Genomic DNA, 26891 nt, shown 5'->3' on the forward strand with positions numbered 1-26891 from the left:
TTTCTCTCGAAGGTCTTACGAAGGTCGTGCGAAGGGGCGGGTGAGGTGGGTTACGGAAGGAACGCTAGGCGGGTCGCGAGGCCTTGCCGAGCCCCGGGAGCGCAAGCAGTAGTTGCGCGAAACACCGCTGTACGCAGGGCATTCTCAGGTTGCGGACGGGTTGTCGAACACGGCGCCGACGATGTGCTCGGCGATCGCCATGGAGGCCGTCGCGGCGGGCGAGGGCGCGTTGCGCACGGCGGTGATCCGGCCGACCTGGTGGATGCGGAAGTCGTCCACGAGGGTGCCGTCGGGGTCCAGTGCCTGGGCGCGGACGCCCGCCCCGCCGCGTACGACGTCGGAGACGCCGACTCCGGGGACGTAGAGCTTCGCGTCCTTCATGAAGGCCTTCGCGGAGAGTGAGCCGCGGTACTCCTTGATGCCGGTGCGCCAGTGCTGGGCGGCCATCTTCCAGGAGCCGGGGTAGGCGGCGAGTCCGGCGAGGTCCTTCAGGGAGAAGCGGCTGAGCTTGTAGCCCTCCCTCGCGAGGGCGAGGACGGCGTTCGGGCCGACCTCTACGCTGCCGTCGACCCGCGGGGTGAAGTGCACGCCGAGGAAGGGGTAACGGGGGTCCGGCACCGGGTAGATGAGCCCGCGCACGAGGTTGGTGCGCTCCGGCTTCAGGAGCATGTACTCGCCCCGGAACGGGATGATCCTCGGTTCCCTCTTGTCCTGCGCCAACTTCGCCACGGCGTCCGAGTGGAGACCCGCGCAGAGGATCAACCGGTCGACACGAACGCGCACTTGGCCCGATGCGACCTCGATGCCGCCCGGCACATTGGTGATGGACGTGACCGGGAAACCGAGCCTCACCTCGCCGCCGGAGGCCTCGATGTCCTTCGCGAACTCCCGGGCGATCGCCGGGTAGTCGGTGATCGCGGTGCGGGGCGAGTGCAGGGCCGCGATACCGCCGGCGTGCGGCTCCAGCTCCTTGATCTCGGCCCGGGAGATCTTGCGGAGTTCGGGCACGTGGTTGTTCCGGGCCCGCTCGTAGAGGCTCTCCATCCGGCCCAACTCGTCCTGGCGCACGGCCACGACGAGCTTGCCGATCTCGTCGTACGGCAGCCCGCGGTCCTGGCAGTACTCGCGCAGGATCGATACGCCTCGGACGCACAGGTCGGCCTTGAGGCTGCCCGGCGCGTAGTAGATGCCGGCGTGCACGACGCCGGAGTTGTGGCCGGTCTGGTGGACGGCGACCTCGTGTTCCTTCTCCAGGACCACGACCCGGGTGCCGGGGCGGCGCAGGGCGATCTCGCGGGCGGTGGCCAGGCCCACGATGCCGGCGCCGACGATGCCGATCGTCTCGTCAGCCATCGGCATCCTCCTCTCTCTGTCCTGCTGAAGTGCTCACGCGCCGAAGTGGACGGCGACGGTCTTGACCCGGGTGGAGAAGCGCAGGACCTCGTCGCCCTGCTCCTTGTAGCCCGTGCCGGAGTCGTGAAAGCCGCCGAAGGGCAGGTGCACGTCCCAGCCGGGCGTCGTCGCGTTGACCGCGATCTGCCCGCACTCGGCGTCGTCCGCGAAGCGGTAGGCGGAGGCGAGGTCACGGGTGAACACCGCGGCGGCTAGGCCGAAGTCGGAGTCGTTCACCGCGTCGACGGCCTGCGCGAAATCGTCTACGGCACGCACGGCGAGGACCGGTCCGAAGACCTCCTCGCGCCAGATCGCCGTCTCGGCGGTGACGTCGGCGAGGACGGTCGGCTGGACGAAGCAGCCGTGCTCGTGGTCGCCCTCGGTGTCCGCCCGACCGCCGGTGAGCACGGTGGCGCCCTGCTCCACGGCCCCCGCGAGATGGGCGAGGACACTGTCGCGCTGCTTCGGGCTGGACAGCGGGCACAGGGTGGTCGCCGGGTCGCTGCCCGGGCCCACCTTCAGCGCCTCGACCTCGGCGACCAGCAGCCGCGTGAACTCGTCGTACACCGGCCGTTCCACGACGACCCTGCTGGTGGCGGTGCACCGCTGTCCGGCCTGGCCGAACGAAGCCGCTACGACGGTCTTCGCGGCGAAGGGCAGGTCGGCGTCCTTGAGGACGACCGAGGCGTTCTTGCCGCCGAGTTCGCCCTGGAAGCGGACGTTGCGGTCGGCGAGACGGCGGCGGATGCGGTTGCCGACCTCGTTCGAGCCGGTGAAGGTGATCGCGACGATGCGCGGGTCGTCGAGGAGCGCCTCCTCGATCTCGGCGGTGCGGCCGGTCACCACGTTCAGGACCCCGGCGGGCAGGCCAGCGTCGTGCAGGGCGCGGGCGAAGTGCAGGCCCGACAACGGTGTCTCGGTGGCCGGCTTGAACACGGCCGCGTTGCCGGTGGCGAGCAGCGGGGCGAGCTTGCGGGCCGGGGTGATCAGCGGGTCGTTCCAGGGGCTGATCACGAGGATCACGCCGATCGGCTCGCGCTGGGTGTGCACGCGGGTGTCGGGGCGGGCGTCGTGCAGGAGGGTGCCGTAGCCCTGGCGGGCCAGGCCCGCGTAGTAGTCGAGGAAGTCGGCGGCCTTGAGGGTCTCGCCGCGGGCCTCGGCGCCGGTCTTGCCGTTCTCGGCGGTGACGTCGGCGGCGATCTCGTCGACCCGTTCGCGGATCAGCCTCGCCGCCTCGGTGAAGACGCGGGCCCGCTCGAAGGGGCTGGTGCGCTTCCACACGGCGAAGCCGCGCTCGGCGTGGTCGTAGGCGCGGGTGACGTCCTTGGCGGCGAGGGCGGGGATGCGCGCGAGGGGGGTGCGGACGTCGGCGGGATTCTGCACCTCGATCCACTCGCCGGTCGCCACCCACTCTCCACCGGAGAGGGTTTCCAGGCTTCGCATGAAGATCACTTCCTTCGTCCGCCGCGGTGCGGGTCCGCGGTCTGCACAGTCAGCGGCCACAGTGGGCCGGATGCGACAACACACCATGTGGGGGCGGTGCCACCAGCCCCGCGCGGGCAGGCATTGCTTGCGCCGCACGCAGGTCGGCGGAGGGTTGTTCCGTGCTGGAATCGGCTGGCCGGACGGCAGTCGCCGAGGCGCCGCCGGGAGCCCAGGAACCACCGAGGAGAGACACGACATGGCCTACGCAGTCATCGCCCACTACTTCTGCGAGCCCGCCGACGAGGCCACGGTGCGCGCCGCGTTGCTGAAGGTGCGTGAGCACACCCTGGCCGAGCCGGCGAACCTGGCGTACGAGGTGCACGCCGAGGCCGATGTGCCCGGCAGTTTCGTGCTGTACGAGCAGTACGCCGACCGGGCCGGTTTCGACGCGCACAAGGCCGCCGGGCACTTCGACGAGCTGATCGTGCAGACGATCTGGCCGCTGCTGACCGATCGCAAGGTGACGTTCGCCGAGGTTCTCTGAGGTCTGCCGAGGCCTCGCCGGGAAGCGCGTCGGCCGCGCTTCCCGGCCCTCACGTCAGAACTCGTTGCCCCACACGTACCGTGCGACCGTCTCCACCAACTCGATCTTCCGGCGCTGCTGTTCGGTGCTCAGCAGGGGCCGGCTCGCCACGTCGGCGAAGCCCCGGGACGGCGATACGGCCCCGTCCTCCAGGTCCTTGAACTCGCCCACCGCGTCGAGCCTGGCCATCACCGTGTCGATGTCCTCCAGCTCGGGCACGGTCGCGTCGACGACGCCGAGGCAGAAGTCGCGGTCCTCGGGGAGTGCCTTGACGAGGGCGAGTTCGGCCGGGGTGCCCTGGTCGAAGGGGAGAATCCAGCGGTCGGCGGCGATCTCGCCGTAGAGCTGCTCGGCGCGGGCCCAGTCGATCGCGGCGGGGGCGACCGGGCCGGGGGCGAGGCCGATGCGTACGCCCTCGGGGCGATCGTCCAGGCGTACCGCCAACGCGTCGACGGCGAGCGCGTCCGCGAAGGAGAGCGCGCCGGGGTCGGTCGGTTCGGTGGCCAACTGGCCCAGCAGGAGCGGGTTGTTGAGCTGGATCAGGCGGACGCCCTTGGCGACCAGCAGCTGTATCTCGGCGAGGAGGATCTCGGCGAGGGCCTCCCCCAACTCCCGTGCGGAGGACGGGCCGTGGCCTGCCTGGAAGGTGGTGGCGGCGAGGTACGCGGGCGAGGGCAGCGAGGCCTTCGGAGCGATCACCGTCAGCTCGGTGAGCCGCGCCGTCCAGTCCGCGAGGAGCGGGCCGTTGACCTTGGGGAGGGACTCCGCGACCCAGCGCGTGAGGCCGTCGGCGTCCGTCTCGTCCGTGCGCCGGAAACCTGACACTCCGTCAAGAACCGCGCTGCGGAAGTCTTCCCGGGGGAAGTCGCCGTCGGTGACGACGGTGGAGCGGAGCTTGCGCTGGAGGACGATCGCGTCCTTGACCGCCTGGAGCTCCGCCTCCTTCAGGGCCTCGGGGTCGCCTGCCGCGCGGGCCGCCGTGAGTTCGCCGGGGCGGACCAGGCTGCCGTGGTGGTCGATGCGGTAGTTGAACGTATCCGCCATGGGTCAGGCGTCCTTTCCGGACGAGGACGAGGAGTCCGAGGTCGGGGCCGGCTTGCCCGCGACACCCCAGGCGGCGAACTCCAGTTCGTAGCCGAGCGAGGCGAGGACCTCCTCGGCGATCTGCTGGTCCTCGTCCGCGGTGCCGCCCGCGATGCCGAGGCCGCCGATGATCTCGCCGTCCTTCTTGATGGTGAGGCTGCCCTCGGTGGCCATGATCGGCATGGCCGCACCCGGGAGTTGGGACAGCTGGCCGAAGAAGACGGGCTGGCTCTCCTGCCACTTCTTCAGCATCTTGCCGGGGCGCTGCATGATGGCGGCCGTGTACGCCTTGGCGCGGGCGATGTCCGGGGTGAGCGGGCGGGCGCCGTCCGGGCGGCGGATGGCGATGGGGAAACCGCCCGCGTCCACGACGGCCACGCTCACCGCCTTCCCGATCGACTGGGCGCGCTTGTGGGCGGCGTCGATGATCTCCTCGGCGGCGTCCAGGGTGAGGCTGCTCATGCTGCTTCCTTCGGTGCGGTGAGGGTGCGGCGCAGGTGGGCGACGGCGGCGTTGTACTTCGCGGGCGTCTCCCAGTACATGGAGTGCGGGGCGTCCGGGACGATCTCCAGGTGCGAGCCGGGCAGCAGTTCGTGGGCGCGGGTCACCGTCTTCACGCTGAGCACCGCGTCCTTCTCGCCGGCCAGGAAGGCGACCTTCACGCCGGAGGTCTGGATGTCGTCCAGGGACGGGCCGTCGGTGTCGAGGTTGCGCAGGTCCTGCATCTTGGCCACGTTGAACGTGCCCATCTGCTGGAAGAGGAAGGTGAGATCGGCCCGCTCCTGCTGGAACCGCTTGGTCAACAGGCGGTCGATGACCGGGAGTTTGACGGCCTCGGCGCGGTCGGCGGCGGCGAGTTCCTTCAGCTCGGGGTGGCTGATGCCGCCCAGCGAGTGGCCGAGCACGACGGAGCCGACGCGCTCGGGGCGGAGCAGTCCGGCGCGGAGCGCGGCGACGGAGCCGATGGACTGGCCGACCAACATGGCGTCGGTCAGGTCTTCTTGGTCCAGTACGGCGACGACGTCACCGGGGAAGTCCTGGCCGTCGAACTCGGGCATGGACGAGTCGGACTTGCCGAAGCCGCGGAGGTCCACGGTGACGACCGTGAACTCCTCGCGCAGCGCGGCCACTTGCTGCCACCAGGCGGCGTGATGGCCGCCGCTGCCGTGCACGAACAGGATCGCCGGACCGCTGCCGTGGCGCTCGTAGTAGATGGAGGTGCCGTCGGAGTCGGCGATAGGCATGGGGGTGAACTCCTGTACGCGCTGGGTTAGTTGGGGCGGCGGCCGTGGAAGACGAGCTCGATCATGGTGTGGTCGGGGTCGTGGATGTAGCAGAACTTCGACTGGTTCTCGGGGCGTTCGATCGGCCGGGTGTGCCGGATGCCGAGGTCCTTGAGGTGGGCGAGGAAGTCGTCCCAGTCGTCGACCTCGACGGCGAAGTGATAGGGCGCCATGCGCTCCATCTCCTCGACGGGGGTGAAGTGGAGGTCGAAGTTGCCCCGGGTCATCAGCACCACACGGGTGTTGGACTTGGGCATGATGCGCTTCATCCCGAAGACCTTCGTGTACCACTCGGCGGTCCGGTCGGGGTCGGTGGTGGGGAAGTTGACGTGGTGGATGTAGCGGGGTGCGCTGCTCATGACGGATTCCCTTCGCTGTGTACGGGGTTGGACAGGACGCCGATGCCGCTGATCTCGATGTCCACGGTGTCCCCGGGTTCGAGTTGGCAGGTGGACTCGGCACCCATCCACAGCACGTCCCCCGGGTGCATGGTGATGTGCTTGGTGAGCTCGACGATGTGGTCGAACGGGTCGAAGACCATGTCGCCGGTGGCGAACGAGGCGCGGACCTCCCCGTTCACACGGAGTGTCGTGGTCTGCGCGAGGGCATCGACGTCGGTCTCGATCCAGGGGCCCATCGGCTTGAACGTGTCGCTGTTCTTGCTGCGCCAGAACGAGCGGTCCTGGTGCTGCCAGGTGCGGGCGCTCACGTCGTTGCCGATCGTCCACCCGAAGACCGACTTGCGGGCCTCGTCGTAGGTGGCGTGCTTCAGGGTGCGGCCGATCACGGCGACGAGTTCGGGCTCGGCCTCGAAGCGGCCCTCGACCTCGGCCGGCTTGACGATGGGTGAACGGTGGCCGGTGAGCGCGTTGTTGGCCCGGTAGCCGACCTCGGGGCGACTGGGGGTCTCGGCCTTGGCGTGCGCGATGTGCCGCGGGTAGTTCATTCCGACCGCGTAGAACACGGGCGGTACGACGACGGGCAGCCACCGGGCTTCGGCGACCGGCACGCTGCCGATCACCGTGGGGTCGCCCTCGATCGGAGACTCGGACAGCAGCTCGATGTGCTCCTCCCCCACGCGGCCCCACACCGCTCGGCCGCCGACCTCGACGCGCGTGTATTTCATGGCGGTTCAGCCCGCCAGCAGGTGCGAGACGCGCTTGGTGATCAGGTACGCGTCGAGGGCTTCGGGGCCGCCCTCCCTGCCGTAGCCGCTCTCCTTGACCCCGCCGGAGGGGGCCTCGGCGACGGAGCCGCCGCAGTGGTTGATGGAGAGGATGCCGGCCTCCAGCGCGTCCGAGAGCTTCTCGGCGGTGGCGGCGGACTCGGTGAAACCGTAGGCGGCGAGGCCGTAGGGAAGGGAGTTGGCGAGGGCCAGGGTCTCGTCCAGGTCGGTGAACGGAACGATCGGGGCGAGCGGGCCGAAGGGCTCCTCGTGCATCAGCTTCGCGTCCGCCGGTACGTCCGTGAGGACGGTCGGGGCGTAGAAGTAGCCGTCGCGGTCGAGGCGTTGACCGCCGGTGAGCACCTTGGCACCGCGTTCGACGGCGTCGGCGACCAGGGTCTCCATGGCCTGGAGTCGGCGCTCGTTGGCGAGCGGGCCCATGGTGGTGTCGGCGTCGAGGCCGTCTCCTACGGTGACTTGCTGAGCGGCCTTCACGAACTCGGCGGTGAACTCCTCGACGATGCTCGCGTGGACGAAGAAGCGGCTCGGGGAGGTGCACACCTGGCCGGCGTTGAAGAACTTCGCCTGGGCCGCCTTGCGGGCGGACTTCACCGGGTCGGCGTCGGCGCAGACGATGACCGGGGCGTGGCCGCCGAGCTCCATCAGGGTGGGCTTCATGACCTCGCCGGCCTGGGCGGCGAGGAGCTTGCCGACGGGGACCGAGCCCGTGAAGGCGACCAGGCGGATCTTCGGCGAGGGGATCAAGTGGGCGGAGACTTCGGCCGGTTCACCGAAGACGAGGTTGAGGACACCGGCCGGAAGTCCGGCGTCGGCGTAACAGGCGACCAGCGCCGCGGCCGTACCCGGTGTCTCCTCTGACGCCTTGATGACGATCGAGCAGCCCGCGGACAGGGCGGAGGAGAGCTTGCGGTTGGGGCCGCCGACGGGGAAGTTCCAGGGCACGAACGCGGCGACGGGGCCGACCGGTTCACGGCGGACCGTGAGGACGGTGCCGGGTGCGGACGGGATGATCCGGCCGTAGGCGCGGCGGGCGTCCTCGATGTGCCAGCGCAGGGTGTCGGCGGTGCGCAGGGCCTCGGTGGTGCCCTCGCGGAGCGGCTTGCCCTGCTCCTGGGCCATGATCCGGCCGATCTCGGGGGCGCGCTCGGTGATCAGGTCGGCGGCGGCGTGCAGGATCGCGGAACGCTTGGCTATCGGGGTGGCACGCCAGGTGCGGAAGCCCTCGGTGGCCGCGTCCAGGGCGCGGTCGAGGTCGGCGGTGGTGGCGAGGGGTACGTCGCCGATCACCTTCTCGGTGGCCGGGTTCACGATCGGGGCGGTCCGTCCGGTGCCGCCCTGGCACCACTCGCCCGCGATGTACATGCGGACGGCGGGGTAGCCGTGGTCGGAGGTCATGAGTGGGTGCCCTCTCAGGCTGGGGAGGAGAGTCAGGTGGCGGGGGCGTCCTGGTCGCGGTTGGAGCGCAGGGCCCAGATGTGGTGGGGCGGGGTGGTCTCGTGGACGCGGGTCTCGTAGGTGTCGTCGACCCGGTCCATGTCCGCCGCGTACTCGACGCGGCCACCGCACGGGGCGTGGACGAACCGGAAGACGTTCGAGCCGACGGTGTGGCGGCCGAGCTTGCGGGCCTCCCGCCAGCCGCGCTCGATCATGTGGTTGCCGCCCTCGATGACGTCGTCGAAGCCGGGAACCTCGTAGGCGATGTGGTTGATGCCGGCGCGGTCGGGGCGGTGGCACAGCAGCATGGTGTGCTGGTCGTCGTCGCCCGGTGCCTGCATGAAGACGCCCATCGGTTCGACGACGTCGGTGGGCCGGAAGCCGAGCCGCCCCGTGTAGAACGCGACGGCCTCCTCGCGCCCGGCCTTGACGATGTTCAGCGCGACATGGCACATGCGCAGCGGGAAGGCCCGGGTGAGCGGTTCCAGCGCGGTGTTCCAGCGGTCGACGCTGCCCAGCGCGTTGGCGGGGCGGGGGGTGACGTCCGCGTTCTTCGGGCGGGCCAGGGTGAGTCCGACGCCGAAGCCGCTCTCGTCGACGGAGTGGTGGACGCCGTCGGCGCTCTCGTGGACCTTGCGGTCGCGGCCCAACTCGGCGACCAGCCGGGCCAGTTCGTCCGGGGTGTCGACGCCCCACACGACCTCGCGGATCGTGGGCCCCGCCTCCACCGGCGGCGGCAGCAGGGGGCCGGGCACGGTGTCCAGGTGGAGGGTCTGCCCGGTGAGGGTCTCGAAGACCGCGTGCTCCTCGGTCCGCTCCAGCAGGAACAGCCCGAAGTCGCCGAAGAAACGGACACATTCGTCTACGTCGTCGATCCCGTAGGTGACGGATTCGATTCTCTGGATTCCCATGGATGCCTCGTTTCGCGGGTCGCCCGGCGAGCCTAGATTTCGGGGCGTGAAGGCCTCAATGGTCCGGGCTCGTCTGAATTCGCAATCGTTTCTTGCGGCTACGACTCGATGGCCGGAATGGGATTCTGTGAGAACCATTCGGAGAGGAAGTCCAGGAACACGCTGACCTTGCGCGGGGTGGCCTGGCCCGGGCCGTAGATCGCGAAGAGCGGGCGGTCCGGTACGGCGAGTTCGGGCAGCAGGACCTTCAGGGCGCCGGAGAGGAGGTCGTCGTAGGCGGGGCGCTGCGGGAGCAGGGCGATGCCGCGGCCGTGGACGGCGGCCTTCTGGAGCGCGAGGTAGGAGTTCGAGGAGAACGCCACGTTGCGGATCTTGTGCAGGGTGGAGGCGTGGCCGTGGCCGATGCGCCAGACCGGGTCGTTGACGTGGACGAGGCAGTCGTGGTGGGCGAGGCCGTTGGGCTCGGTGAGCGGGCCGCCGCGCTCCAGGTACTTCTCGGAGGCGCACAGCACGAAGGGCAGCGAGGCGATCTTCTTGAGGCGGACGCTGGAGTCGCGCAGGTCACGGGTGTGGAAGGCGACGTCGAAGCCGCTGTCCAGGAAGTCGTACGTCCGGTCGGACATGCCGCCGAGCTCGAAGCGGACGTGGATCTTGGGGTGGGCGGCGGAGAACGCGGCGATGGCGTCTCCGAGGTCCAGGCTGCCTATCCACTTGGGGCAGATGATGCTCAGGGTGCCCTCGGCGCGGTCGTGGAGGTGCGAGATGACGGCGTCCTCGGCCTCGATCTCGTCGAGGATGCGGGCCGCGAACTCGGCGTATTTCAGCCCAGGTTCGGTGAGGCTCACCGAGCGGGCGGTGCGGTTGACCAGGCGGACGCCCACCTGTCGCTCCAGCTCGGCGACGTGGCGCGACACGAGCGAGCCCGACGAGCCCAGCTTCTTCGCCGCGCCGCTGAAGCTCCCGGCCTGCGCGACGGTGACGAAGCTGTGCATGAGGAGCAGTCGATCCATGATTCCTCCGGAGGCCCACGTCTGCCAGGGGTGGGCCCCGGCGGCGGTGCCGGTCGTACTGATGGGTCCGACCCCGGCCGGGATGTCCTGGTGGCGGCTCCACTTGGACATTCCGGCGATGTGACGGACAGGCGGCTCGGTCAACAATGAGGCAGGTGTCGCTCCCGGCACCGGACTCCGTTTACTTCGGGCAGTACTGGGGGGCCTTGCTCAGGTTGTCCTTGGTCACCAACAAAAGAGGAATGTTGGCAATTTTGTCAACCTTTTTCTTGGCCAACAGTCCGACCGCGTTCCTGACGGCGGTCTGGCCGATCGCCATGGCCGAGTTGGCCACGGTGGCGGAGAGGCGGCCGTCCTTGACGGCGGCCAGGCCCTCGTCCGTACCGTTGACGGTGACGATCTTGACGTCCTTCTTGCCGGCCGCGTCGAACGCCTTGCGGGCGGCTAGCGCCATGTCCTCGGAGGCGACGAACGCGTACTGAAGGTTCGGGTGCGCCTGGATCATGTTCTCGGCCACGTCCTGTGCCTTCACCGGGTTGAACATGCCCGGCTGGTTCGCAACCACCTTCGCGGTGCTCGGCAGCGCCTTGGTGAACCCGCTCACCAGCAGGTCGGAGGCGGCACCGGGCGCACCCGCGATCACGCCGACCTCGACGCTCTTGCCGCCCGCGTCGGTCGCGACCCAGCCCGCGTCCAGGGCGCCGACCTTGGGGAGGTCGACGACAGCCGCGCCGAGGATGTCGTTCACGTCGCTGGTGGCCACGGAGGTCAGATAGATCGGGATGTTCGCGGCCTTCGCCTTGGCTATGTCGCCCTTCAGCGCGTCCACGTTGACCGTCTGCACGATCAGCGCGCTCACACTGCGCGAGGTCATGTCCTCGATGTTGGACAGCTCGGTGGTGGAATTCTGGTGCGAGTTGGCGGTGAAGACCTTCGCGTTCTCCGTCTTCGCCGTCTGCTCGACCGCTTTCTGGAGACAGCTGTGGAACTCGGTGTCACCGCCGTTGACGAACCCGAGGGTGACATCGCCGGAACTCCCGCTGTCGTCACTGGTACCGCACCCGCTCAGTACGAGCGTGGTGCCGGCGAACGCGGCGAGCATGGATCTGCGGGTACGGAGCGACATTCTCATGGTGAACCGCCATTCGAAGAAGAGAGTGGGCCATGCCGGTCAATGACGTGCGGAACGCGCCTTGTGCATCTCGTTGGCGATGGCCGCGATGAGCAGCACCGCGCCGACGGAGACCGACTGGTAGTTGCTGGAGACCTGGAGCAGGTTCAGCGCGTTGGCGACCACGCCGAGGAGGACCACACCGAGCGCGGTGCCTACGACGGTGCCGTAGCCGCCGGCCAGGGCCGTGCCGCCGATGACGACCGCGGCGACGGCCTGGAGCTGGAGCGAGAGTCCGCCGGTGCCGGGACTGCTGCCGCTGAGCCGGGACAGCAGCATCAGGCCCGCGAGGCCCGACAGGGCGCCGGTGAGGGCGTAGAGCGAGAGTTTGCGGGCGGTGACGTTGATGCCGCTGAGCCGGGCGACGTGCTCGTTGCCGCCGATGGCGAAGGCGTCGCGGCCGAACACGGTGAACCGCATGACCAGGGCGGTCGCCACCAGCACGAGGATCGCGACGACCAGCAGGTACGGCACGCCGAGGATCTTGTTGTTGCCGAGGGCGAACATCTTGGTGCCGATGGAGACACTGACGCTGTCGAGCACGAGCAGGGCGACGCCGTCCAGCAGAGTCGCCGTCGCCAGGGTCGCGACGAAGGGGGCCACGTTCGTGAACGTCACGACCACCCCGTTGACCAGACCGATCAGCGTGGCCAGCACCAGCGCGGCCACGACGGTGAACGCGGTGGAGTGGCCGTGCGCCAGCAACTGCGCCCCGACCGCGGTCGTCACGGCGACGTTGCTGCCCATCGAGAAGTCCATGCCGCCCGCGGTCATCAGCAGCGTGAGCCCGGCCGCGATCACGGCGACGACGCTGACCTGACGCAGGATGTTGATGACGTTCGTGTCGGTCGCGAACGAGTCGGTCCGCATCGAGGTCGCCACGATCACGACGATCAGGACGGCGATCAGCCCGGTGTGCGGGGCCCCGCGCAAGGCGGCCAACGAGAAGCGGGAATGTGCTCTCCCGGGTGGGTCGTCGACGCCGGAGGCGTCGGGAAGTGTCTTGACGCTCACTGCGGTTGACCTCCGAGGGCGGTGGCGACGAGTTCGTCGTGGGTGATGGCGTCGATGTCGTGCTCGGCGACGGTCCGGCCGGCGCTGACGACGACGACCCGGTCGGCGAGGCGCATGACCTCCTCGGCCGACGACGAGGCGAGGAGTACGGCGACACCCCGCGAGGCGAGATCGTCGACGAGGGCGTGGATGTCGGCCATGGCCGCGATGTCGACCCCGTTGGTGGGGTCCTCCAGAAAGCAGGCGACCGGCTCGGTCTGCAGCCACTTGGCGAGCAGCACCTTCTGCTGGTTACCCCCGGACAGCGCGCCCACCGGCGGGTTCCCGGCAAGTGCGACGACGCCGTAGCTGCGGCGCAACGGGGCAGCCCGGCGGGCGAGTTGGGCGCGTCGGTGCGTGCGGCGGCGGGCGAAGCGGTCGCCGGCCAGCATCAGGTTCTCGTCCAGGGACAGCTCCGGGACCAGGCCGAGGGCGCGGCGGTCGCCGGTGACACAGCGCAGGCCGCTGGCGAGGGAGGCGTGAACTCGCCCGAAGGGCACCGGAGTTCCGTCCACGGCGAGGTGGCCGGTGTCGGGGCGGCGACGCCCGGAGAGCAGGTCGAAGAGGCGCGACTGCGCGTCCCCGGCCGGTCCGAGCACGGCGACGATCTCACCCTTGCGCACCTCGACGGTGAAGTCCCGCACGGCCCGGCCGTCGGTGAGACCGTGCACGGTGAGCCCGAACTCGTCCTTGGGCGCGGGCCGTTGGGACCGCTGCGACACGACGTCCCGGCCGACCATGCTCCGGACGAGACCGGCGGCGTCGAACTCGGCGGCCGGGCCGCTGCGGACGACCGCTCCGTCCCGCAGCACCGTGACCCGGTCGGCGACGGCCAGCACCTCGTCGATGTAGTGCGAGATGTAGACGACGGCGACGCCCTCGTCGCGCAGGGTGCGGACCAACTCCCTTATCTGGTGGGCCGCTTCGGCGCTCAGACAGGCGGTCGGCTCGTCGAGGATGAGGATGCGGCCGCCGCGGCGGACCTCGCGGGCCACCTCGACCATGGTCTGCTCGGCGACGGTGAGCGAACCAGCGGTCCGCGTCACGTCGATGTCGATGCCGAGCCCCTCAAGTGCCTTGCGGGCCTCGGAGTTGACCGCTTTCCAGCGCACCGCGCCGCCACGTGTCGGCAGGTCCCCCAGCATCACGTTCTCGGCGACGGTGAGCCCCATCGCCAGCTCCCGGCGCTGGGGAACCGACGCGATGCCGAGCCGGCGCGCCTTGCGGACCGTAAGTCCGTGCTGCGCCTGCCCGTTGACCTCCACGGTGCCGGCGTCGGACTGGTGGACCCCCGAAAGGACCTGCACCAGCGTCGACTTGCCGGCCCCGTTCATGCCCATCAGCGCGTGGACCTCGCCCGGATACAGGTCGAGGTCCACGCCCTTCAGCGCGGCCGCGCCACCGAAGTTCTTCGTGACCCCCCGGACGCGAAGTACCGCGTCTCCCCCCGGAGTTGTCACGGTCGTGGCTCGGTACCGTCGGCCCCGTCCGGGGCGACGCGGCCGTAGCCGCGAATGTCCGGGAACGGGGGTTCCTTGTCGGCCTGGAGGTCCACCTGGAAGGTGTTCAGGCACATGCCGAGCATGGTGAAGTTGCCGAGCGCGCCGATGGTGTCGACGAGGCCCTTGGAGCCGAAGTGCGCCAGCGCGGCGGCGAAGGTCTCGTCGGTGACGAAGTGCTCGTCGAGGATCTCCCGGCAGAACTGGTAGAAGGCCTGGTCGGCCTCGTTCTCGAAGACGGCCTCGCGCTTCTCGGCGATCGCCTTGACGGCGGCCTCCGGGATGCCGGCCTCGATCGCCTGGTGCACATGGGCGTTCCAGGAGTACTGCGCGTCCCAGTTGCGGGCGGCCATCAGCAGCGTGAGTTCGCTCAGGTGCTTGGGGAGGCTGGAGTCGAACCGGGCGAAGGCGCCGAGGGATTCGGCCCGTTCGCACATCTCCGGGCTGTGCAGCCAGACCCGGAAGGGTCCGCGGACGGCACCGCGCCGGCCGGCGATGCGGGCGGCCAGTTCCTGCTGGCGCGGGTCCATTTCCTCTTCGGTGAGAACGGGGAGCCTCATGGGGCCGATACCTGCCTTTTCTTTCCGGCGCGTTACGTGCACGGTTCGTGAAACCGTGCGATGCGTGCCGACGCTACAGCCGGGTCCGGGAAGCTCACCCCTCTGGAAATGCAAGGTAAAGCTGCACGCCAGAGGGCACCCATTCACGCGCGAGGGGCCTAACGTCGTGCGACGCAGAAGCATGTAAGCGGAAAGGAAATCCGGATGACCACGATCATCAAGGTCGCGTCCGTGCCCGTGCTCGACCGGGGCGGTGCCGTCGCCTCGACACCCCTCATCACGACACCGTCGGCGGGCGGGGAGAACCTCATCACCAGCGGGATGAGCGTGTATCCGGTCGGCTCCGGGGCGCCGTTGCACTCGCACAACTGCGACGAGCACGTGACCATCCTGGAGGGCCGCGCGGAGGTCGTGGTCGACGGCGAGGTGACGAAGCTGGAGCAGTACGACACGACGTACGTCCCCTCGCCGATCCCCCACCTGTTCCGGAACATCGGCGACACCCCGCTGCGGATCCTGTGGGTGTACTCGTCGGGGTACGTCACACGGACGTTCACGGAGACGGGCAGGACGGTGGAACACCTGTCCGCGGAGGACCAGATGGGCAAGGACTGAGAAACACCTTCGCCAACCGGCCCGCGCCTGCGCCCACTTGGGCGGCAGGCGCTTCTTCGTGTCCGGAGGGACCGATGGGCCGAGGGAGACCGACCCGTGCGGACAGGCCGACGCCGGCCCCGCATCTCCTGCGGTGGCCGGCGTCCGGTCCTTGTCCCCGCGCACCCGGCACGGGGGTCCTGTGTCAGTGGCTGGCGACCAACTCCTGCTCCACACCAGCCTGTTCGCCCTGCTTCGAGCTGCGCAGTGCCGCGATGCCGATGAACACCATCGACGACAGACCGGCGATGGCGAAGGACGTGAAGCCCCAGTCGCCGTTGCCCGAGGCGAGCAGCTGGCCGCCGAGCCACGGGCCGAAGACGGCGCCGAAGCGGCCCATGCCGGAGGTCCAACCGACCGCCGTGGCACGGTTGTCCGGGGTCGAGCGGATCGAGACGGTCGCGTAGATCATCGTCTGGGCGCTGTTGAGGAAGACGCCGGTGAGGAAGACGACGAGCATCGTCACGGCCTGGTTCATGTGGACACCGAGCAGGAAGACTCCGACGGCGGTGAGCGCGAACCAGATCGCCGAGATGCGCGGGGCCCCGAAGCGGTCGGCGGCGCGACCGGCGACGAGCATGCCCACGATGCCGCCGAGGTTGAAAACGACCACGAACGTGAGGGCGTTGGCCAGTTCGTAGCCCTCGGCGCGCATCAGGGTGGGCAGCCAGGTGGCGACGCCGTAGACGAGGAGGAGGCCTCCGAAGGAGGCGAGCCAGTACAGCAGGGTCTGGAGCCATTCGCCGCCGCGGAAGAGGGCGAGCAGGGCGTCCCAGCGGTCGGCCGCCGTCTTCTTGCCCGCTGCGGCGGGCAGTTGGACCTCGAAGCGCTCGGCGAGGGCGTGGGCCTCGTCGGTGCGGCCCTTGGCGACCAGGAAGCTCAGCGACTCGGGCAGGAACTTCAGGAGCACCGGGACGAAGAGCAGCGGGACGACGCAGACCCAGAAGGCGGCGCGCCATCCGACCGGTTCCACCAGCCACTTGGCCACGTAGGCGGAGAGGATGCCGCCGGCGTGGTGGGCGGTCATCAGCATGCCGATGGTGAGGGCGGTCCGGCCGCGCGGGGCGTAGTCGGAGACCATGCTGATCGCGGTGGGCAGCAGGCCGCCGAGGCCGACGCCGGCGAGGGTGCGGCCGAGGCCGAAGACCTCGACGCTGCCGGAGATCGCGCAGATCCCGGAGGCGAGCGAGAACAGCGTCACGCAGCCGATCATCAGCTGCTTGCGGCCGATCCGGTCCGCGACCGTGCCCGCGGTGAGGGCGCCGACCAGCATGCCGAAGGTGGCGTAGCTGCCGAGGTCGCCGGCCTGGTCGGCGGTGAGACCGAAGGTCTTCGTCTCCAGCAGGTGCGGCAGCACCGAACCGTAGATGAACATGTCGAGGCCGTCGAAGAGGACCGCCAGCCAGCACAGACCGATGACCAGGAGGGCCAGTCTGCTGGCGCGCGCGGACGGGGCGAGCGACGGGGAGGAGGGGGAGGAAGACATCGTTGGTTACCTCTCGTACTTGGTGCGCTAGACGCTAAGGAGCCACCCCCTCGATAGTCAACGTTTTTGTCAACAATCTCATCGACAATCGTGTGAGGGTGGCTCCGGTGGGCCCTGCGCGCCGCTCAGGCGACCGGCGGAGTCCCGTGGGTGTGGAAGGACTCGATGGTCTTCAGGCCCCAGGCCTGCCCCTTCTTCCGCTCCTCCTCGGTCCAGGTGATCAGCGGCCAGTCGGGCGCCAGGACGAGGCGGGTGAGGGGGTTGCACAGCTCGATACGGTTGCCGCCGGGCTCGTAGACGTACAGGAAGAACGTCTGCTGGATGGCGTGCTTGTGCGGCCCCGTCTCGATGAACACACCGGTGTCGATGGCGAGATCGGCCGCCCGCAGGATGTCCTCGCGGGTGTCGGTCGCGAAGGCGATGTGGTGCAGCCGCCCGGTCGAACCGGTCCAGTCCTCGGTGTAGACGACGTCGTACGACTTGTTCGTGTACGTCAGCCAACGCGCCGCGATCCGCCCGCTGTTGAGCCGGATCTGCTCCGTCGGCCGGGCGCCCAGCACCTGTTGCTGGAACTCGGCACTGGAAAGTACGTCCGCGGCAAGGAAGTTGATGTGGTCCAGCCGCCGAACTCCGACGCCCCGGTTGGGCTTGGCCTGCGGCTGGTTCTTCAGCGCCGGCTTCAGCTCGTCGGGCGCCTGGTAGTACTCGCTCTCCCAGTACAGGGCGTGCTCGTGGCCGTCCGGGTCGGTGGTGACGTAGAGCTTGCCGATGCCCGGTTCGTCCTCGACCCACCTGCCGGTGCCGCCCGCTTCCTCGATCGCCTTGATACGGCGCTGGAGTGCTTCCTCGCTGGAGGTGCGCAGGGCGAGCCGACCGAGGCCGGGCTGGTCGCGGGCGGTGAGGACCAGACTGTGGTGCTCGTAGTCGTCGTAGGTCCGCAGGTAGACGGTGTCGCCGTCCTGACCGTTGACAGTCAGCCCGAGGTAGTCGGTGAAGAAGGCGACACTGGCGTCCAGGTCCGGGGTGAAGAGCTGGGCGTGGCCGATATGGGCGATGTCACCGAGCGGCGGAGCCATCGTTGCCTCCAAGGGGTCGTACGGGTGCGGGAGTTGGGGCGTTGTGGGTCGGTGCGGTGTCGGCGGGCCGGGGGAAGACCGTGCCGTCGAAGATCTTGCGTGCGGTGCGGACGACCGCCGTTCTGCGGACCACGGGAGCGGAGCCCTCGGATCCGGCGACCACGCTAGTTTCGATGTCTAGGAATCCGCTGGGATGCTCGATGCGAATTCGGTCACTTTGTACGGGTACCTCCGCGATGCCCTCCCCCACCCCGCCAGGGACGAGGAGCCCCGCCGCCACGCTCGCGGCACCCAGGACGCCGATGGAGGTGTGGCAGCGCACGGGGATGAAGGTGCGGGTCATGACCGCGCCGCCGCCCGTGGGCGGTGCCAGCAGGCTGAGCTTGGGGATCGTGGTGTGTTCGACGTCACCGAGGCCCATCAGCTTTCCGGCCGCCAGGCGGATCTCCCGCAGACGGTCGGTGAGAGCGACGTTCTCCTCCAGGTCGGTGGGCGTCTCGTACCCCGTGACGCCCAGTGCGGCGGCCGGGATCAGGACGACCGGCATGCCGTTGTCGACGCACGTCACCTCGATGCCGGCGACCACGTCACGGACGCGGCCGGTCGGCAGCAACGGGTTCGCGCCCTGCGGGAACTCGATCACCACCGGCGCGGCGGTGCCGGGCACGCCCGAGATCTCCGCCGTACCGGAAGTCGTCCCGGAAGCCGTGTCTGACGCCGTTCCCGCGTAGTCGACGCGCCCGCCCGGAGTCGGGAAGCTCGCGATCGCCAGTTCCCCGGTGTTGAGCATGCGGATGCGGACGGAGGTCTCGCCGTCACCGGGGGCCACGAGCCCCCGCTCCACGGCGAACGGGCCTATTCCGGCGAGGATGTTGCCGCAGTTCTGACGATCCGTCACCTCGGGCCGGTCGACGGCGACTTGCAGGAACAGGTAGTCGACGTCGGCCTCGGGGTCCTCCGAGGCGGAGACCACGCCGACCTTGCTGGTGAGCGGGTGGGCGCCGCCCAGGCCGTCGATCTGGCGCGGGTCGGGGCTGCCCATGACGCGCAGCAGCAGGTCGTCGCGTTCGGCGGGGTCGGCGGGGAGGTCCTCGGCCAGGAAGTAGGCGCCCTTGGAGGTGCCGCCGCGTATCAGCATGCAGCGGACCTCCGCGGGCCCGGTCACGAACCGGCTCCGGTGTACTCCTCGTACGACTGGTACTCGACGCCGAGTTGCTTGAGCGTGTCCCTCAACCCGTAGCGGTCCAGGCCGAGTTGGCCCTCCAGGAAGGCGGCGCGGGTGGCGGCCTCCTTGGCCTCGCGCGCCTGCGACTTCTCGGCGGTCTCGCGGGCCTTCTCGCGCGGGACGACCACCACGCCGTCGTCGTCGGCGACGATCACGTCACCGGGGCGGACGACCTGGCCGTCGATGGCGATCGGCACGTTGACCGAGCCGCCGGTGGCCTTGACGGTGCCCTGCGAGGAGACGGCTCGGGACCAGGCGGCGAAGCCCATGTCGCGCAGTTCCTGGGTGTCGCGGATGCCGGTATTGAGGACGACTCCGCGCACCCCGCGCTTCTGCAGCGCGGTGGCGAACAGCTCGCCGAACAGGCCGTCCGTGCACGGGGAGGTGGTGGTGACGACGAGGATGTCGCCCTCGCCGCACTGCTCCACGGCCGCGTGGATCATGAGGTTGTCGCCGGGCCAGCTGAGCACGGTCACGGCGGTGCCGGCGACGCGAACTCCCTGCTGGACAGGGCGGATTGACGGTCCGAGGAGACCGGTGCGACCCATGGCCTCGCTGACGGTGGCCACGCCGAACGCGGCGAGCGCCTCGACGTCCTTCGCGTCGGCCTTCGGGGGGTTGGTGACGATGACGCCGCCCATGGTTATGCCAGCTCCTTCGCGATCTGCGGGTACGGGCGCATGTACGCCTCGGCCATCGTCTTGTGGGCCAGGCCCAGGTTCGGGCCGGCGTTGCGCTTGAGCTGGACGCCGCGGCGGACGGCCAGGTCGGTGTAGTAGTCCCACAGGTGCTGCTGGGCGCCGAGGCACTCCATCGCCTTGCGCTTGGTGTCCCAGACCTCGGTGATGTCGAGGAGGACCTCGGGCTTGAAGCCGCTCATCTCGGGCTGGTGCGGCTCGAAGTAGAAGACCGGCGGGGCGCCGATGATCTCGCCCTCGCCGGGGTAGCCGATGGCCTGCGCGAGGACGCGGGCCTCCAGCGCCATCCGGTTGGCGGCCGGGTGGTCGCCGTTGTACGGGTCCTCGGTGGGGTGGGTGAGCACGACGTCGGGCTGCGTGGCGCGGTAGACCTCGACGAGCTGGTCGGTCAGCTCGGCGGTGGCGACCAGGGGGTAGTCGCCCGCGTCGAAGAAACGGACCTCGGCGCCGAGGGTGGCCGCGGCGCGCTCGGCCTCGTCCCGGCGGATCGCCTTGATCTCGTCCAGCTTCTTGCCCTCGCGCCAGGCCTTCGCGGACTCGCCGCGCTCGCCGAAGGTCAGACAGGCGATGGTGACCTTCTCGCCGCGGGCGGCGGCCAGGGCGATGGCTCCGCCCGCCCGCCAGACGAAGTCCCCAGCGTGCGCCGTGACGACGAGCGTCGATCGTGGGGTGGCGGGCGCGTTGCCGTGCGTCATGACTCGAATCTCCTTGATGGACAGGTGTGCGCCCGCCCCCGGTGTGCCGCCGCGCCGCGCGTCAGTCGCGCAACGCCTCGATCACACTGGTGAGATGGGCGCGGACGGCCGCCTCGGCCGCCTGGGGGTCCCTGGCCGTGATCGCCTCGATCATCGCCAGATGCTGACTCAGGGACTGCTGCGGACGCCCCGGCCGAAGCGCCAACTGAAAGCGGTGACGCACCAGTTGGGCGTTGAGCCGCTCCAGCAGGGTCACGGCCGTCTGCTGGCCGGAGAACTCCCGCACCTTGTGGTGGAGTTCGCTGTTGAGCTCGGAGTAGGTGACCGGCTCGCCGTCGGCCACGGCCTTGGTCATGGCCCGGCCCAGGTCCGCCAGTTCGGTCAGCTGCTCGTCGCTGGCCGCGACGGCAGCCTTGGCCGCGCACAGTCCTTCCAGGACCATGCGGCACTCCGTGATGGCGACCGCTTCCTCCACGGTCACCACCCGCACCCGGGAACCCCGGTTACGGATCCGCTCGACCAGTCCGTCGGCCGCCAGATCGATCAGCGCCGCCCGGATGCTGGCCCGCGTCACATCGAACTGCTCGGCGAGCTCGTTCTCCACCAACCGCTGTGCCGGTGCCATGTCGCCCTGCAGGATCGCCTGCCGCAACTGCGCGAGCGCATGCTGCTTGGCCTGCTCCCCGGTGCTCGGACGGGCTTCTTTCGGCATCGTTGCCCTCCCTGAGTGAGTGCCTGTCGAACCTAAATCTAGCCAAACAAGATTGTCAACAATTTTGTCCGCCGTATTGCACGCATGCTTCCGCCCATACTTACCGCAGACGCACCGCCGCCCGCCCATGGACCGACCATGGACGGGCAGTGAACGGCGTTCTCCTACATCTTGTGCCGGTTTCTTCTACGGCTTGTGCCGACTGCAGCTCATCGACTTCCCGTCCTTCGTCTCGCACCACTCCTGGTAGCCGGAGGTGAAGGAGCCCGCCCACTTGAAGTGGTCGTCGGGCAGCTTGTCGGGCGTGTAGGCACGGTAGTTGGCCGCGTCGTTCTTGTCGCCCGAGCCGTCGTAGGCGACGAGTTGCGGGTACGGGTAGACGGGCCGCGTGTACTGGACGGTGGGGGCGCTGCTGCTCGCGCTCGCAGAAGCCTTGGTGTCGCCGCCGAGCTGACCGCCGGCCGGTCCGCCGGGCTGGTTGCCGCCACTGGTCTTGGACGCGATCACGGCGCCGGGGGTCTTGCCGGTCTCCCGCCAGGAGATCAGCTTGCTCAGCAGGTCGAAGCTGTCGGGCCCGTCACCGCCGCCGCAGTGGTTGACGCCGGGGAAGAGGTACAGGCGGTAGAAGTCGTCGACCTTGTCCTGCCCCATGGTGTCGATCATGGCCTGGCGGTAGGCGCGGGTGCCGGTGGGCGGGATGTTGGGGTCGGTCAGCCCGTGCCACTGGATGAGCTTGCCGCCGGCCTGGTGGAACTTGGTGAGGTCGGGGTCGGTGGCGTCGTAGATCCCGGAGACCTCGCGCTGATAGGCCTTGAAGGTGTCCACGGTGAACAGGGACGCGTCGAGCTTCAGCGTGGGATCGGCCTCCCACTTGCCGACCCAGCGCAGGAACCCGAGCCCGATCCCGTACAGCTGCACCGAGTTCTGCCCCTGCCCGGCCTTCGGGACGAACAGCCCCTCCCACGCCGCCTCGGAGCCGTAGGGCTGGCCGCCCGTGTAGAGATGGGTGCCGTCCGGGGCGGTCACACCCGCGTACGCCTTCCGTACGACGTCGACCTGGTCGGAGGTCAGACAGCTCGAACTGTCCTTGTTGTCGGCGCACTTGAGGCTCGCCGGGTCGAAGGCGCAGGTCGCCGGGTCCTGGATGAGGTCGTTGTTCAGCTTCGGGTCGGCGCACTTCGCCATGACGGCCTTGTGCAGCATGGCGAGCTTCGGCGCGGGCAGGATCGTCGAGCCGTCCGCGCGGAAGTCGATGGTCGAGAGGTACGCCTCCTGCATGGCGTTGAGCGCGGTCTGGTTGAACGCCGGGGCGCCGACCAGGGCGGCACTGAAGTCGCCGGGGTAGCGCTGCACCTCCATCAGCGTCTCGCGCCCGCCGTCGGAGCAGCCGTCGTAGTAGGAGTACGTCGGCTCGGCGCCGTAGAAGGCCTTGGTGATCGCCTTGGCGGCGGTGGCGAAGGCGTGTTCGGAGCGGTAGCCGAAGTCGACCTTGAGCTGGGGGTTCGTCGCCCAGACCTCGGCGGAGCCGCCGCCCATGCCGGAGGTGGAGACATGGCCCTGGTTGTCCTGGCCGAGGGCGAAGGAGCCGTCGGTGACGGGGGCGCAGCCGGTGGAGGCGGCGGGCTGGGCGCTGACGCCGACCATGCCGCAGTAGCCGCCGCAGCCCTCCTGGAGGTAGCGCTGCCGGTACGTCTTGGTCGGGAGCCGCAGCTCGAACTGGATCTGCGGGGCGACCGTGCCCTTGACGTCGCAGTACTCGTACGCGTTCGAGCCGCTCTTGGCCACCACGCTCGCGGAGGCGACGGAGGTCGCCGCGTCGTCGAGCGGGCCGAAGTCCTTCTGCGGCAGGTCGGTGCAGGAGATCTTCGGCTTGATGACCGGCAGGTTCTTACCCACGTCGCCTCTGGCGGAGGAACTGGTGGACACCTTCGTGACGCGCGCGCCGGCGTCGGCGTCGGCCGAGAAGGTGGCGGGCAGCAGCGCGAGGCCGGTGACGAGGGCCGCCGCGATGACGGTCACCAGGACGACGATCCTCGTCCGCTTCGACGTGTGGGCATGACCAGGGCTCATGCTGTCAGCGTCGAGTCGGCCCCCGGCGTGGGCCACCGCCGTGGGCCACCCGGGTGACTCAGGGCTCGCGGTAGAGCGCGCTGAGCAGTTCCAGCACGGCCTGGGCGGCGGGGTGCGGGTCGTCCTTCCACCAGGCGAGCCGTACGGCGATGGGCTCGCCGTCGCGCACCGGCCGGTAGACGACACCGGGCCTCGGGTACTGGTTGGCGGTCGCCTCCGCGGTCATCCCGACACCGCGGCCGGTGGCGATCACCGTGAGCCAGTCGTCCACGTCGTGGGTGTCCTCGGTGGCCGGGCGGGAGTCGGGCGGCCACAGGTCGGCGGTCGTGGTGCCGGTACGGCGGTCGACGAGGAGGGTGCGCCCCGCGAGATCGGCCAGCCGGACCGAGCGGCGCCGGGCGAGGGGGTCGTCGGAGGCCATCGCGCACAACCGTCGCTCCAGCCCGACGATGGCCGACTCGAACCGCCGGTCGTCCAACGGCCGCCGGACCACGGCGAGTTCGCAGGCGCCCTCCGCGAGTCCCGCGGTCGCCGAGTTGACGCGGACCAGGTGCAGGTCGGTCTCCGGGTGCGCCCGGCCCCAGCGGCGCTGGAAGGGCAGCGTGTGCCGGCCGAGCGCCGACCAGGCATAGCCGATGCGCAGATGGACGTGGCCCGAGGTGGCGTCCCGGACCAGGTCGTCGACCTCGGCAAGCACCCGCCGGGCGTGCGCGAGGACCCGCACTCCGGTGCCGGTCGGGGTCACCGCGCGCGAGGTGCGCCTCAACAGCCGTACACCCAGGGCGCGTTCGAGCGAGGCGAGGGTGCGGGAGACGGCCGCCTGGGAGACGCCGAGGGTGGCGGCGGCGTCGGTGAAGGTGCCCTCGTCGACGATCGCGACGAGGCACCGCAGCTGTCGCAGCTCCAGATCCATGACTCCAGCGTATAGATCGTCCCGCTCTTGCATTTTGCGCAAGTGCGGATCAGGCGCACGATCGGAGCATGCCTGGAGCCTCCTCAGCGACAACTCCCTTGCCCACCACGTCACATGGCACCCCGCAGCCGTCCCGCGTGGGCCTGGCCGGGGTGGCCACCATGGCCGGCAGCGGGCTGTCGAACCAGATCGGCGCCGCGATCGGCTCGCTCGCCTTCCCGGTCATCGGGCCCGTGGGGGTCGTCGCGGTGCGCCAGTACGTCGCCGCGGTCGTCCTGTTCGCCGTGGGCAGGCCCCGGTTGCGGGAGTTCGTCTGGCGGCAGTGGTGGCCGGTGCTCCTGCTGGCCGTGGTGTTCGGGACGATGAACCTGTCCCTGTACACGGCGATCGACCGCGTCGGCCTCGGTCTGGCGGTGACGCTGGAGTTCCTGGGCCCGCTGTCCATCGCGCTGGCCGCGACGCGGCGCCGTGTGGACGCCTGTTGTGCGCTGATCGCGGTGGCGGGCGTGGTGACGCTGATGCGGCCGCGCCCCTCGGCCGACTATCTGGGCATGGGCCTCGGGCTGCTGGCGGCCGTGTGCTGGGCGTCGTACATCCTGCTCAACCGGACCGTCGGCCGCCGTATCCCCGGAGCGCAGGGATCGGCGACGGCGGCCGGGGTGTCCGCGCTGATGTTCCTGCCGGTCGGGATCGTCGTCGCGGTCCGGCATCCGCCGACCCTCACGGCGGCCGTGTGTGCGGTGGCGGCCGGGGTGCTGTCGTCGGCGGTGCCGTATCTGGCCGATCTGTTCACGCTGCGCCGGGTGCCGGCTCCGGCGTTCGGGCTGTTCATGAGCGTCAATCCGGTGCTTGCGGCCGTGGTGGGGTGGATCGGCCTCGGGCAGCGGCTGGGCTGGGCGGAGTGGGCGGGCATCGGTGCCGTCGTGGCCGCGAACGCGCTGAGCATTCTCACTGCGCGGGACTGAGACTCCCGCCCCTCCGCCGTCACCTCACTCGGCGAGGACGTCACCCATGCCGCTGCCCTCCCGCCACTCCCTGAGCAGCGCGTGGAACGCGATGGGACCGCCGCCGTAGGACTCGCTGCGCTCGGACGGCTTGCCCTCGTTGTTGTAGTACCCGGGCGTGCACTCGGCGAGGAAGGCGTAGGTGTCCAGGGCCTTTTCGCGGATCGTGGCGATCCACGCGGTCTCCGCCTCGGCGGTCGGCTCGACATACCGCGCCTGGCGCTTGCGGGCCTCGGTGACGACCCCGGCGACATGTGTGGCGCGTTCGTCGAGGATGTGGACCATGTTCACGGCGGAGGCGCTCTGGACCGAGCCGAACTGGAACAGGTTCGGGAAGCCGTGCACGGTCACCCCGTGCAGCGTCCTCGGCCCGTCCGCCCAGTGCTCCGCGAGGGAGACGCCGCCCCGGCCCCGGATGTCGATGCCCATCCGCGCGGCGGACCCGACGCTGAGGTCGAACCCGGTGGCGAAGATCAGGCAGTCCACCTCGTGCGCCACTCCGCCCACCACGACGGCGTTCTCGGTGACCTTCTCGACGCCTCCCTGGTCGGCCGTGTCGACGAGCGTGACGTTGGGCCGGTTGAAGGTCTGGAGGTAACTGTCGCTGAACGTGGGCCTCTTGCACATGTACCGGTACCAGGGCTTGAGCGCCTCGGCGGTCGCCGGGTCCGAGACGAGCGCGTCCACCCGGGCTCGCAGCTCGTTCATCTTCCGGAAGTCGGCGACCTCGGCGGTGTTCGCCGCGTCCGCGCCGCCGCTGCCCGGAAGAAAGGTCCGCAGCAGAGCGGCACTTGTGGTCCAGCCGTCGTCGACCAGGTCCTCGGCCGCCCCGCCACCGGCCACGTGAGCGAGGAAGTTGTCCCTACGACGCCGCTGCCAGCCGGGGCTGAGCGTCCGGGCGAATTCCGGATCGGTGGGCCGGTTGCCGCGGACGTCGACGGAGGACGGGGTGCGCTGGAACACGTACAACTGCTGGGCGTCGCGCCCGAGATGGGGCACGACCTGGATCGCGGTGGCGCCGGTGCCGATGAGTCCGACGCGCTTGTCGGCGAGGCCGGTCAGGCCGCCGTTCGCGTCGCCGCCGGTGTAGCCGTAGTCCCAGCGGCTGGTGTGGAAGGTGTGGCCGCGGAAGGTCTCCATCCCGGGGATGCCGGGCAGCTTGGGGCGGCTGAGCGTGCCGAGGGCGACGACGACGTAGCGGGCCCTGATGCGGTCGCCCCGGTCGGTGGCGACGAGCCACTCCAACTCGTGCTCGTCCCAGGTGAGTTCGGTGACCTGGGTCTGGAAGCAGGCGTCCCGGTAGAGGTCGAAGTGGCGCCCGATGGCCCGCGCGTGCTGCCGGATCTCCTCCCCCGGCGCGTACTTCCATTGGGGGACGTAGCCGACCTCTTCGAGTAACGGCATGTAGATGTACGACTCGATGTCGCAGTGGATGCCGGGATAGCGGTTCCAGTACCAAGTGCCCCCGAAATCCCCGCCCTTCTCGATCACCCGGATGCCCTGGACGCCGGCCTGGCGCAGCCGTGCGGCGGCGAGCAGACCGCCGAAGCCGCCGCCGACGATCACGACCTCGACGCGATCGGTGAGCGGGGCGCCGGTGATGCCGGCGTCGGCGTAGGGGTCGTCCGCGTAATAGCCGAACTCGCCGGTGGCGCCCCGGTATTGGGCACTTCCGTCCGGTCGGATCCGGCGGTCGCGCTCGGCCCGGTACTTGGCGCGCAGTTCCTCCGGATCGAAGCCGAGGTCGGTGTGGGGGGTGACGGACATG

The 26891-nt window shown here is 69.9% G+C and carries 27 protein-coding genes; 4 read left to right on the plus strand and 23 right to left on the minus strand.

Translation table 11 applies throughout. The features are described from left to right. Positions 1-144: 144 nt before the first annotated feature. Both lhgO and ACIBK4_RS12520 read right to left on the minus strand, forming a co-directional pair. Positions 145-1353 carry an L-2-hydroxyglutarate oxidase gene (gene lhgO / locus ACIBK4_RS12515; RefSeq protein WP_398994617.1) on the minus strand — a complete coding sequence of 403 codons (1209 nt, stop codon included), beginning with the start codon at positions 1351-1353 and terminating at the stop codon, positions 145-147. A 33-nt stretch (positions 1354-1386) separates the two neighbouring features. Next, the gene (locus ACIBK4_RS12520) at positions 1387-2835 is read right to left on the minus strand and encodes an aldehyde dehydrogenase family protein (protein WP_398994618.1); all 1449 of its coding nucleotides are present in this window, start codon (positions 2833-2835) and stop codon (positions 1387-1389) included. 238 nt (positions 2836-3073) lie between these two features. Here ACIBK4_RS12520 and ACIBK4_RS12525 point away from each other — a divergent pair, with 238 nt between their 5' ends. Further along, positions 3074-3361 (plus strand): putative quinol monooxygenase, encoded by a 288-nt coding sequence (locus ACIBK4_RS12525; RefSeq protein ID WP_398994619.1) that lies wholly within the window; start codon positions 3074-3076, stop codon positions 3359-3361. Positions 3362-3415: 54 nt separating this feature from the next. On the opposite strand, the gene ACIBK4_RS12530 is transcribed toward ACIBK4_RS12525, so the two are convergent. The 8 genes from ACIBK4_RS12530 to ACIBK4_RS12565 all read right to left on the minus strand — a co-directional run bounded on the left by ACIBK4_RS12530 (position 3416) and on the right by ACIBK4_RS12565 (position 10307). Then, on the minus strand, positions 3416-4444 hold the full coding sequence (locus ACIBK4_RS12530; protein ID WP_398994620.1) for a methionine synthase II (cobalamin-independent)-like protein: 1029 nt from the start codon (positions 4442-4444) through the stop codon (positions 3416-3418). Between the two features lie 3 nt (positions 4445-4447). After that, entirely contained in the window at positions 4448-4945 is a 498-nt protein-coding gene (locus ACIBK4_RS12535; protein WP_398994621.1) for a heme-binding protein, read from the minus strand. Continuing rightward, positions 4942-5727, minus strand: a complete 786-nt coding sequence (locus ACIBK4_RS12540) for an alpha/beta fold hydrolase (protein WP_398994622.1) — start codon at positions 5725-5727, stop codon at positions 4942-4944. The genes ACIBK4_RS12535 and ACIBK4_RS12540 overlap by 4 nt, the downstream gene beginning before the upstream one ends. Before the next feature lie 26 nt (positions 5728-5753). After that, complete coding sequence (locus tag ACIBK4_RS12545) at positions 5754-6125, minus strand: VOC family protein (protein ID WP_019069936.1); 372 nt, start codon at positions 6123-6125, stop codon at positions 5754-5756. Further along, positions 6122-6892 carry a fumarylacetoacetate hydrolase family protein gene (locus tag ACIBK4_RS12550; protein WP_398994623.1) on the minus strand — a complete coding sequence of 257 codons (771 nt, stop codon included), beginning with the start codon at positions 6890-6892 and terminating at the stop codon, positions 6122-6124. The genes ACIBK4_RS12545 and ACIBK4_RS12550 overlap by 4 nt, the downstream gene beginning before the upstream one ends. Before the next feature lie 6 nt (positions 6893-6898). Further along, complete coding sequence (locus ACIBK4_RS12555) at positions 6899-8347, minus strand: NAD-dependent succinate-semialdehyde dehydrogenase (protein ID WP_398994624.1); 1449 nt, start codon at positions 8345-8347, stop codon at positions 6899-6901. Between the two features lie 32 nt (positions 8348-8379). Further along, positions 8380-9297, minus strand: coding sequence for a VOC family protein (locus ACIBK4_RS12560; RefSeq protein ID WP_398994625.1), 918 nt, complete (start codon positions 9295-9297; stop codon positions 8380-8382). A 98-nt stretch (positions 9298-9395) separates the two neighbouring features. Then, the gene (locus ACIBK4_RS12565; RefSeq protein WP_398994626.1) at positions 9396-10307 is read right to left on the minus strand and encodes a LysR family transcriptional regulator; all 912 of its coding nucleotides are present in this window, start codon (positions 10305-10307) and stop codon (positions 9396-9398) included. Here ACIBK4_RS12565 and ACIBK4_RS12570 point away from each other — a divergent pair. Further along, positions 10306-10431, plus strand: a complete 126-nt coding sequence (locus ACIBK4_RS12570; protein ID WP_366430726.1) for a hypothetical protein — start codon at positions 10306-10308, stop codon at positions 10429-10431. The genes ACIBK4_RS12565 and ACIBK4_RS12570 overlap by 2 nt on opposite strands. 57 nt (positions 10432-10488) lie before the next feature. Here the strand turns inward: ACIBK4_RS12570 and ACIBK4_RS12575 are convergent, their stop codons facing one another. The 4 genes from ACIBK4_RS12575 to ACIBK4_RS12590 are packed head-to-tail and all read right to left on the minus strand — an operon-like array spanning position 10489 to position 14560. Continuing rightward, the gene (locus ACIBK4_RS12575; protein WP_398994627.1) at positions 10489-11439 is read right to left on the minus strand and encodes a sugar ABC transporter substrate-binding protein; all 951 of its coding nucleotides are present in this window, start codon (positions 11437-11439) and stop codon (positions 10489-10491) included. Positions 11440-11478: 39 nt separating this feature from the next. Next, entirely contained in the window at positions 11479-12492 is a 1014-nt protein-coding gene (locus ACIBK4_RS12580; protein WP_398994628.1) for an ABC transporter permease, read from the minus strand. Further along, positions 12489-13991, minus strand: a complete 1503-nt coding sequence (locus tag ACIBK4_RS12585) for a sugar ABC transporter ATP-binding protein (RefSeq protein WP_398994629.1) — start codon at positions 13989-13991, stop codon at positions 12489-12491. Before ACIBK4_RS12585 ends, ACIBK4_RS12580 begins: the two co-directional genes overlap by 4 nt. Continuing rightward, complete coding sequence (locus tag ACIBK4_RS12590) at positions 13988-14560, minus strand: carboxymuconolactone decarboxylase family protein (protein WP_398995045.1); 573 nt, start codon at positions 14558-14560, stop codon at positions 13988-13990. Before ACIBK4_RS12590 ends, ACIBK4_RS12585 begins: the two co-directional genes overlap by 4 nt. A gap of 234 nt (positions 14561-14794) precedes the next feature. Here ACIBK4_RS12590 and ACIBK4_RS12595 point away from each other — a divergent pair, with 234 nt between their 5' ends. Next, entirely contained in the window at positions 14795-15205 is a 411-nt protein-coding gene (locus ACIBK4_RS12595) for a cupin domain-containing protein (protein ID WP_398994630.1), read from the plus strand. A 184-nt stretch (positions 15206-15389) separates the two neighbouring features. Here the strand turns inward: ACIBK4_RS12595 and ACIBK4_RS12600 are convergent, their stop codons facing one another. The 8 genes from ACIBK4_RS12600 to ACIBK4_RS12635 form a co-directional block, all read right to left on the minus strand. Beyond that, on the minus strand, positions 15390-16730 hold the full coding sequence (locus ACIBK4_RS12600) for an MFS transporter (RefSeq protein ID WP_398994631.1): 1341 nt from the start codon (positions 16728-16730) through the stop codon (positions 15390-15392). A 125-nt stretch (positions 16731-16855) separates the two neighbouring features. Further along, positions 16856-17806, minus strand: a complete 951-nt coding sequence (locus tag ACIBK4_RS12605) for a catechol 2,3-dioxygenase (RefSeq protein ID WP_398994632.1) — start codon at positions 17804-17806, stop codon at positions 16856-16858. Beyond that, positions 17787-18971 (minus strand): 4-oxalomesaconate tautomerase, encoded by a 1185-nt coding sequence (locus tag ACIBK4_RS12610; RefSeq protein WP_398994633.1) that lies wholly within the window; start codon positions 18969-18971, stop codon positions 17787-17789. Before ACIBK4_RS12610 ends, ACIBK4_RS12605 begins: the two co-directional genes overlap by 20 nt. Then, positions 18968-19672 (minus strand): 4-carboxy-4-hydroxy-2-oxoadipate aldolase/oxaloacetate decarboxylase, encoded by a 705-nt coding sequence (locus ACIBK4_RS12615; RefSeq protein WP_398994634.1) that lies wholly within the window; start codon positions 19670-19672, stop codon positions 18968-18970. Before ACIBK4_RS12615 ends, ACIBK4_RS12610 begins: the two co-directional genes overlap by 4 nt. A gap of 2 nt (positions 19673-19674) precedes the next feature. Further along, complete coding sequence (locus ACIBK4_RS12620) at positions 19675-20424, minus strand: PIG-L deacetylase family protein (protein ID WP_398994635.1); 750 nt, start codon at positions 20422-20424, stop codon at positions 19675-19677. A 61-nt stretch (positions 20425-20485) separates the two neighbouring features. After that, complete coding sequence (locus ACIBK4_RS12625) at positions 20486-21136, minus strand: GntR family transcriptional regulator (RefSeq protein WP_398994636.1); 651 nt, start codon at positions 21134-21136, stop codon at positions 20486-20488. Between the two features lie 186 nt (positions 21137-21322). After that, positions 21323-23206 carry a tannase/feruloyl esterase family alpha/beta hydrolase gene (locus ACIBK4_RS12630; protein WP_398994637.1) on the minus strand — a complete coding sequence of 628 codons (1884 nt, stop codon included), beginning with the start codon at positions 23204-23206 and terminating at the stop codon, positions 21323-21325. Between the two features lie 58 nt (positions 23207-23264). Next, positions 23265-24119: a LysR family transcriptional regulator gene (locus ACIBK4_RS12635; protein ID WP_398994638.1), complete on the minus strand. Its 855-nt coding sequence runs from the start codon at positions 24117-24119 to the stop codon at positions 23265-23267. A gap of 68 nt (positions 24120-24187) precedes the next feature. On the opposite strand from ACIBK4_RS12635, the gene ACIBK4_RS12640 reads away from it, so the two are divergent. Continuing rightward, positions 24188-25084 carry an EamA family transporter gene (locus tag ACIBK4_RS12640; RefSeq protein WP_398994639.1) on the plus strand — a complete coding sequence of 299 codons (897 nt, stop codon included), beginning with the start codon at positions 24188-24190 and terminating at the stop codon, positions 25082-25084. Positions 25085-25108: 24 nt separating this feature from the next. On the opposite strand, the gene ACIBK4_RS12645 is transcribed toward ACIBK4_RS12640, so the two are convergent. Next, positions 25109-26890: a flavin-containing monooxygenase gene (locus ACIBK4_RS12645; protein WP_398994640.1), complete on the minus strand. Its 1782-nt coding sequence runs from the start codon at positions 26888-26890 to the stop codon at positions 25109-25111. Position 26891 lies beyond the last annotated feature (1 nt).

This window comes from Streptomyces sp. NPDC050528 (assembly GCF_044457795.1).
Classification (GTDB): Bacteria; Actinomycetota; Actinomycetes; order Streptomycetales; family Streptomycetaceae; genus Streptomyces.

What these genes read in the sequence shown, in the direction of transcription:
- ACIBK4_RS12560 (WP_398994625.1), bottom strand. Translation starts at nt 9,297, where the DNA reads ATGGGAATCCAGAGAATCGAATCCGTCACCTACGGGATCGACGACGTA.
- ACIBK4_RS12595 (WP_398994630.1), top strand. Translation starts at nt 14,795, where the DNA reads ATGACCACGATCATCAAGGTCGCGTCCGTGCCCGTGCTCGACCGGGGC.
- ACIBK4_RS12535 (WP_398994621.1), bottom strand. Translation starts at nt 4,945, where the DNA reads ATGAGCAGCCTCACCCTGGACGCCGCCGAGGAGATCATCGACGCCGCC.
- ACIBK4_RS12590 (WP_398995045.1), bottom strand. Translation starts at nt 14,560, where the DNA reads ATGGACCCGCGCCAGCAGGAACTGGCCGCCCGCATCGCCGGCCGGCGC.
- ACIBK4_RS12640 (WP_398994639.1), top strand. Translation starts at nt 24,188, where the DNA reads ATGCCTGGAGCCTCCTCAGCGACAACTCCCTTGCCCACCACGTCACAT.
- ACIBK4_RS12545 (WP_019069936.1), bottom strand. Translation starts at nt 6,125, where the DNA reads ATGAGCAGCGCACCCCGCTACATCCACCACGTCAACTTCCCCACCACC.
- ACIBK4_RS12600 (WP_398994631.1), bottom strand. Translation starts at nt 16,730, where the DNA reads ATGTCTTCCTCCCCCTCCTCCCCGTCGCTCGCCCCGTCCGCGCGCGCC.
- ACIBK4_RS12575 (WP_398994627.1), bottom strand. Translation starts at nt 11,439, where the DNA reads ATGAGAATGTCGCTCCGTACCCGCAGATCCATGCTCGCCGCGTTCGCC.
- ACIBK4_RS12635 (WP_398994638.1), bottom strand. Translation starts at nt 24,119, where the DNA reads ATGGATCTGGAGCTGCGACAGCTGCGGTGCCTCGTCGCGATCGTCGAC.
- ACIBK4_RS12565 (WP_398994626.1), bottom strand. Translation starts at nt 10,307, where the DNA reads ATGGATCGACTGCTCCTCATGCACAGCTTCGTCACCGTCGCGCAGGCC.
- ACIBK4_RS12615 (WP_398994634.1), bottom strand. Translation starts at nt 19,672, where the DNA reads ATGGGCGGCGTCATCGTCACCAACCCCCCGAAGGCCGACGCGAAGGAC.
- ACIBK4_RS12530 (WP_398994620.1), bottom strand. Translation starts at nt 4,444, where the DNA reads ATGGCGGATACGTTCAACTACCGCATCGACCACCACGGCAGCCTGGTC.
- ACIBK4_RS12645 (WP_398994640.1), bottom strand. Translation starts at nt 26,890, where the DNA reads ATGTCCGTCACCCCCCACACCGACCTCGGCTTCGATCCGGAGGAACTG.
- ACIBK4_RS12550 (WP_398994623.1), bottom strand. Translation starts at nt 6,892, where the DNA reads ATGAAATACACGCGCGTCGAGGTCGGCGGCCGAGCGGTGTGGGGCCGC.
- ACIBK4_RS12570 (WP_366430726.1), top strand. Translation starts at nt 10,306, where the DNA reads ATGATTCCTCCGGAGGCCCACGTCTGCCAGGGGTGGGCCCCGGCGGCG.
- ACIBK4_RS12520 (WP_398994618.1), bottom strand. Translation starts at nt 2,835, where the DNA reads ATGCGAAGCCTGGAAACCCTCTCCGGTGGAGAGTGGGTGGCGACCGGC.
- ACIBK4_RS12630 (WP_398994637.1), bottom strand. Translation starts at nt 23,206, where the DNA reads ATGAGCCCTGGTCATGCCCACACGTCGAAGCGGACGAGGATCGTCGTC.
- lhgO (WP_398994617.1), bottom strand. Translation starts at nt 1,353, where the DNA reads ATGGCTGACGAGACGATCGGCATCGTCGGCGCCGGCATCGTGGGCCTG.
- ACIBK4_RS12525 (WP_398994619.1), top strand. Translation starts at nt 3,074, where the DNA reads ATGGCCTACGCAGTCATCGCCCACTACTTCTGCGAGCCCGCCGACGAG.
- ACIBK4_RS12540 (WP_398994622.1), bottom strand. Translation starts at nt 5,727, where the DNA reads ATGCCTATCGCCGACTCCGACGGCACCTCCATCTACTACGAGCGCCAC.
- ACIBK4_RS12555 (WP_398994624.1), bottom strand. Translation starts at nt 8,347, where the DNA reads ATGACCTCCGACCACGGCTACCCCGCCGTCCGCATGTACATCGCGGGC.
- ACIBK4_RS12625 (WP_398994636.1), bottom strand. Translation starts at nt 21,136, where the DNA reads ATGCCGAAAGAAGCCCGTCCGAGCACCGGGGAGCAGGCCAAGCAGCAT.
- ACIBK4_RS12620 (WP_398994635.1), bottom strand. Translation starts at nt 20,424, where the DNA reads ATGACGCACGGCAACGCGCCCGCCACCCCACGATCGACGCTCGTCGTC.
- ACIBK4_RS12605 (WP_398994632.1), bottom strand. Translation starts at nt 17,806, where the DNA reads ATGGCTCCGCCGCTCGGTGACATCGCCCATATCGGCCACGCCCAGCTC.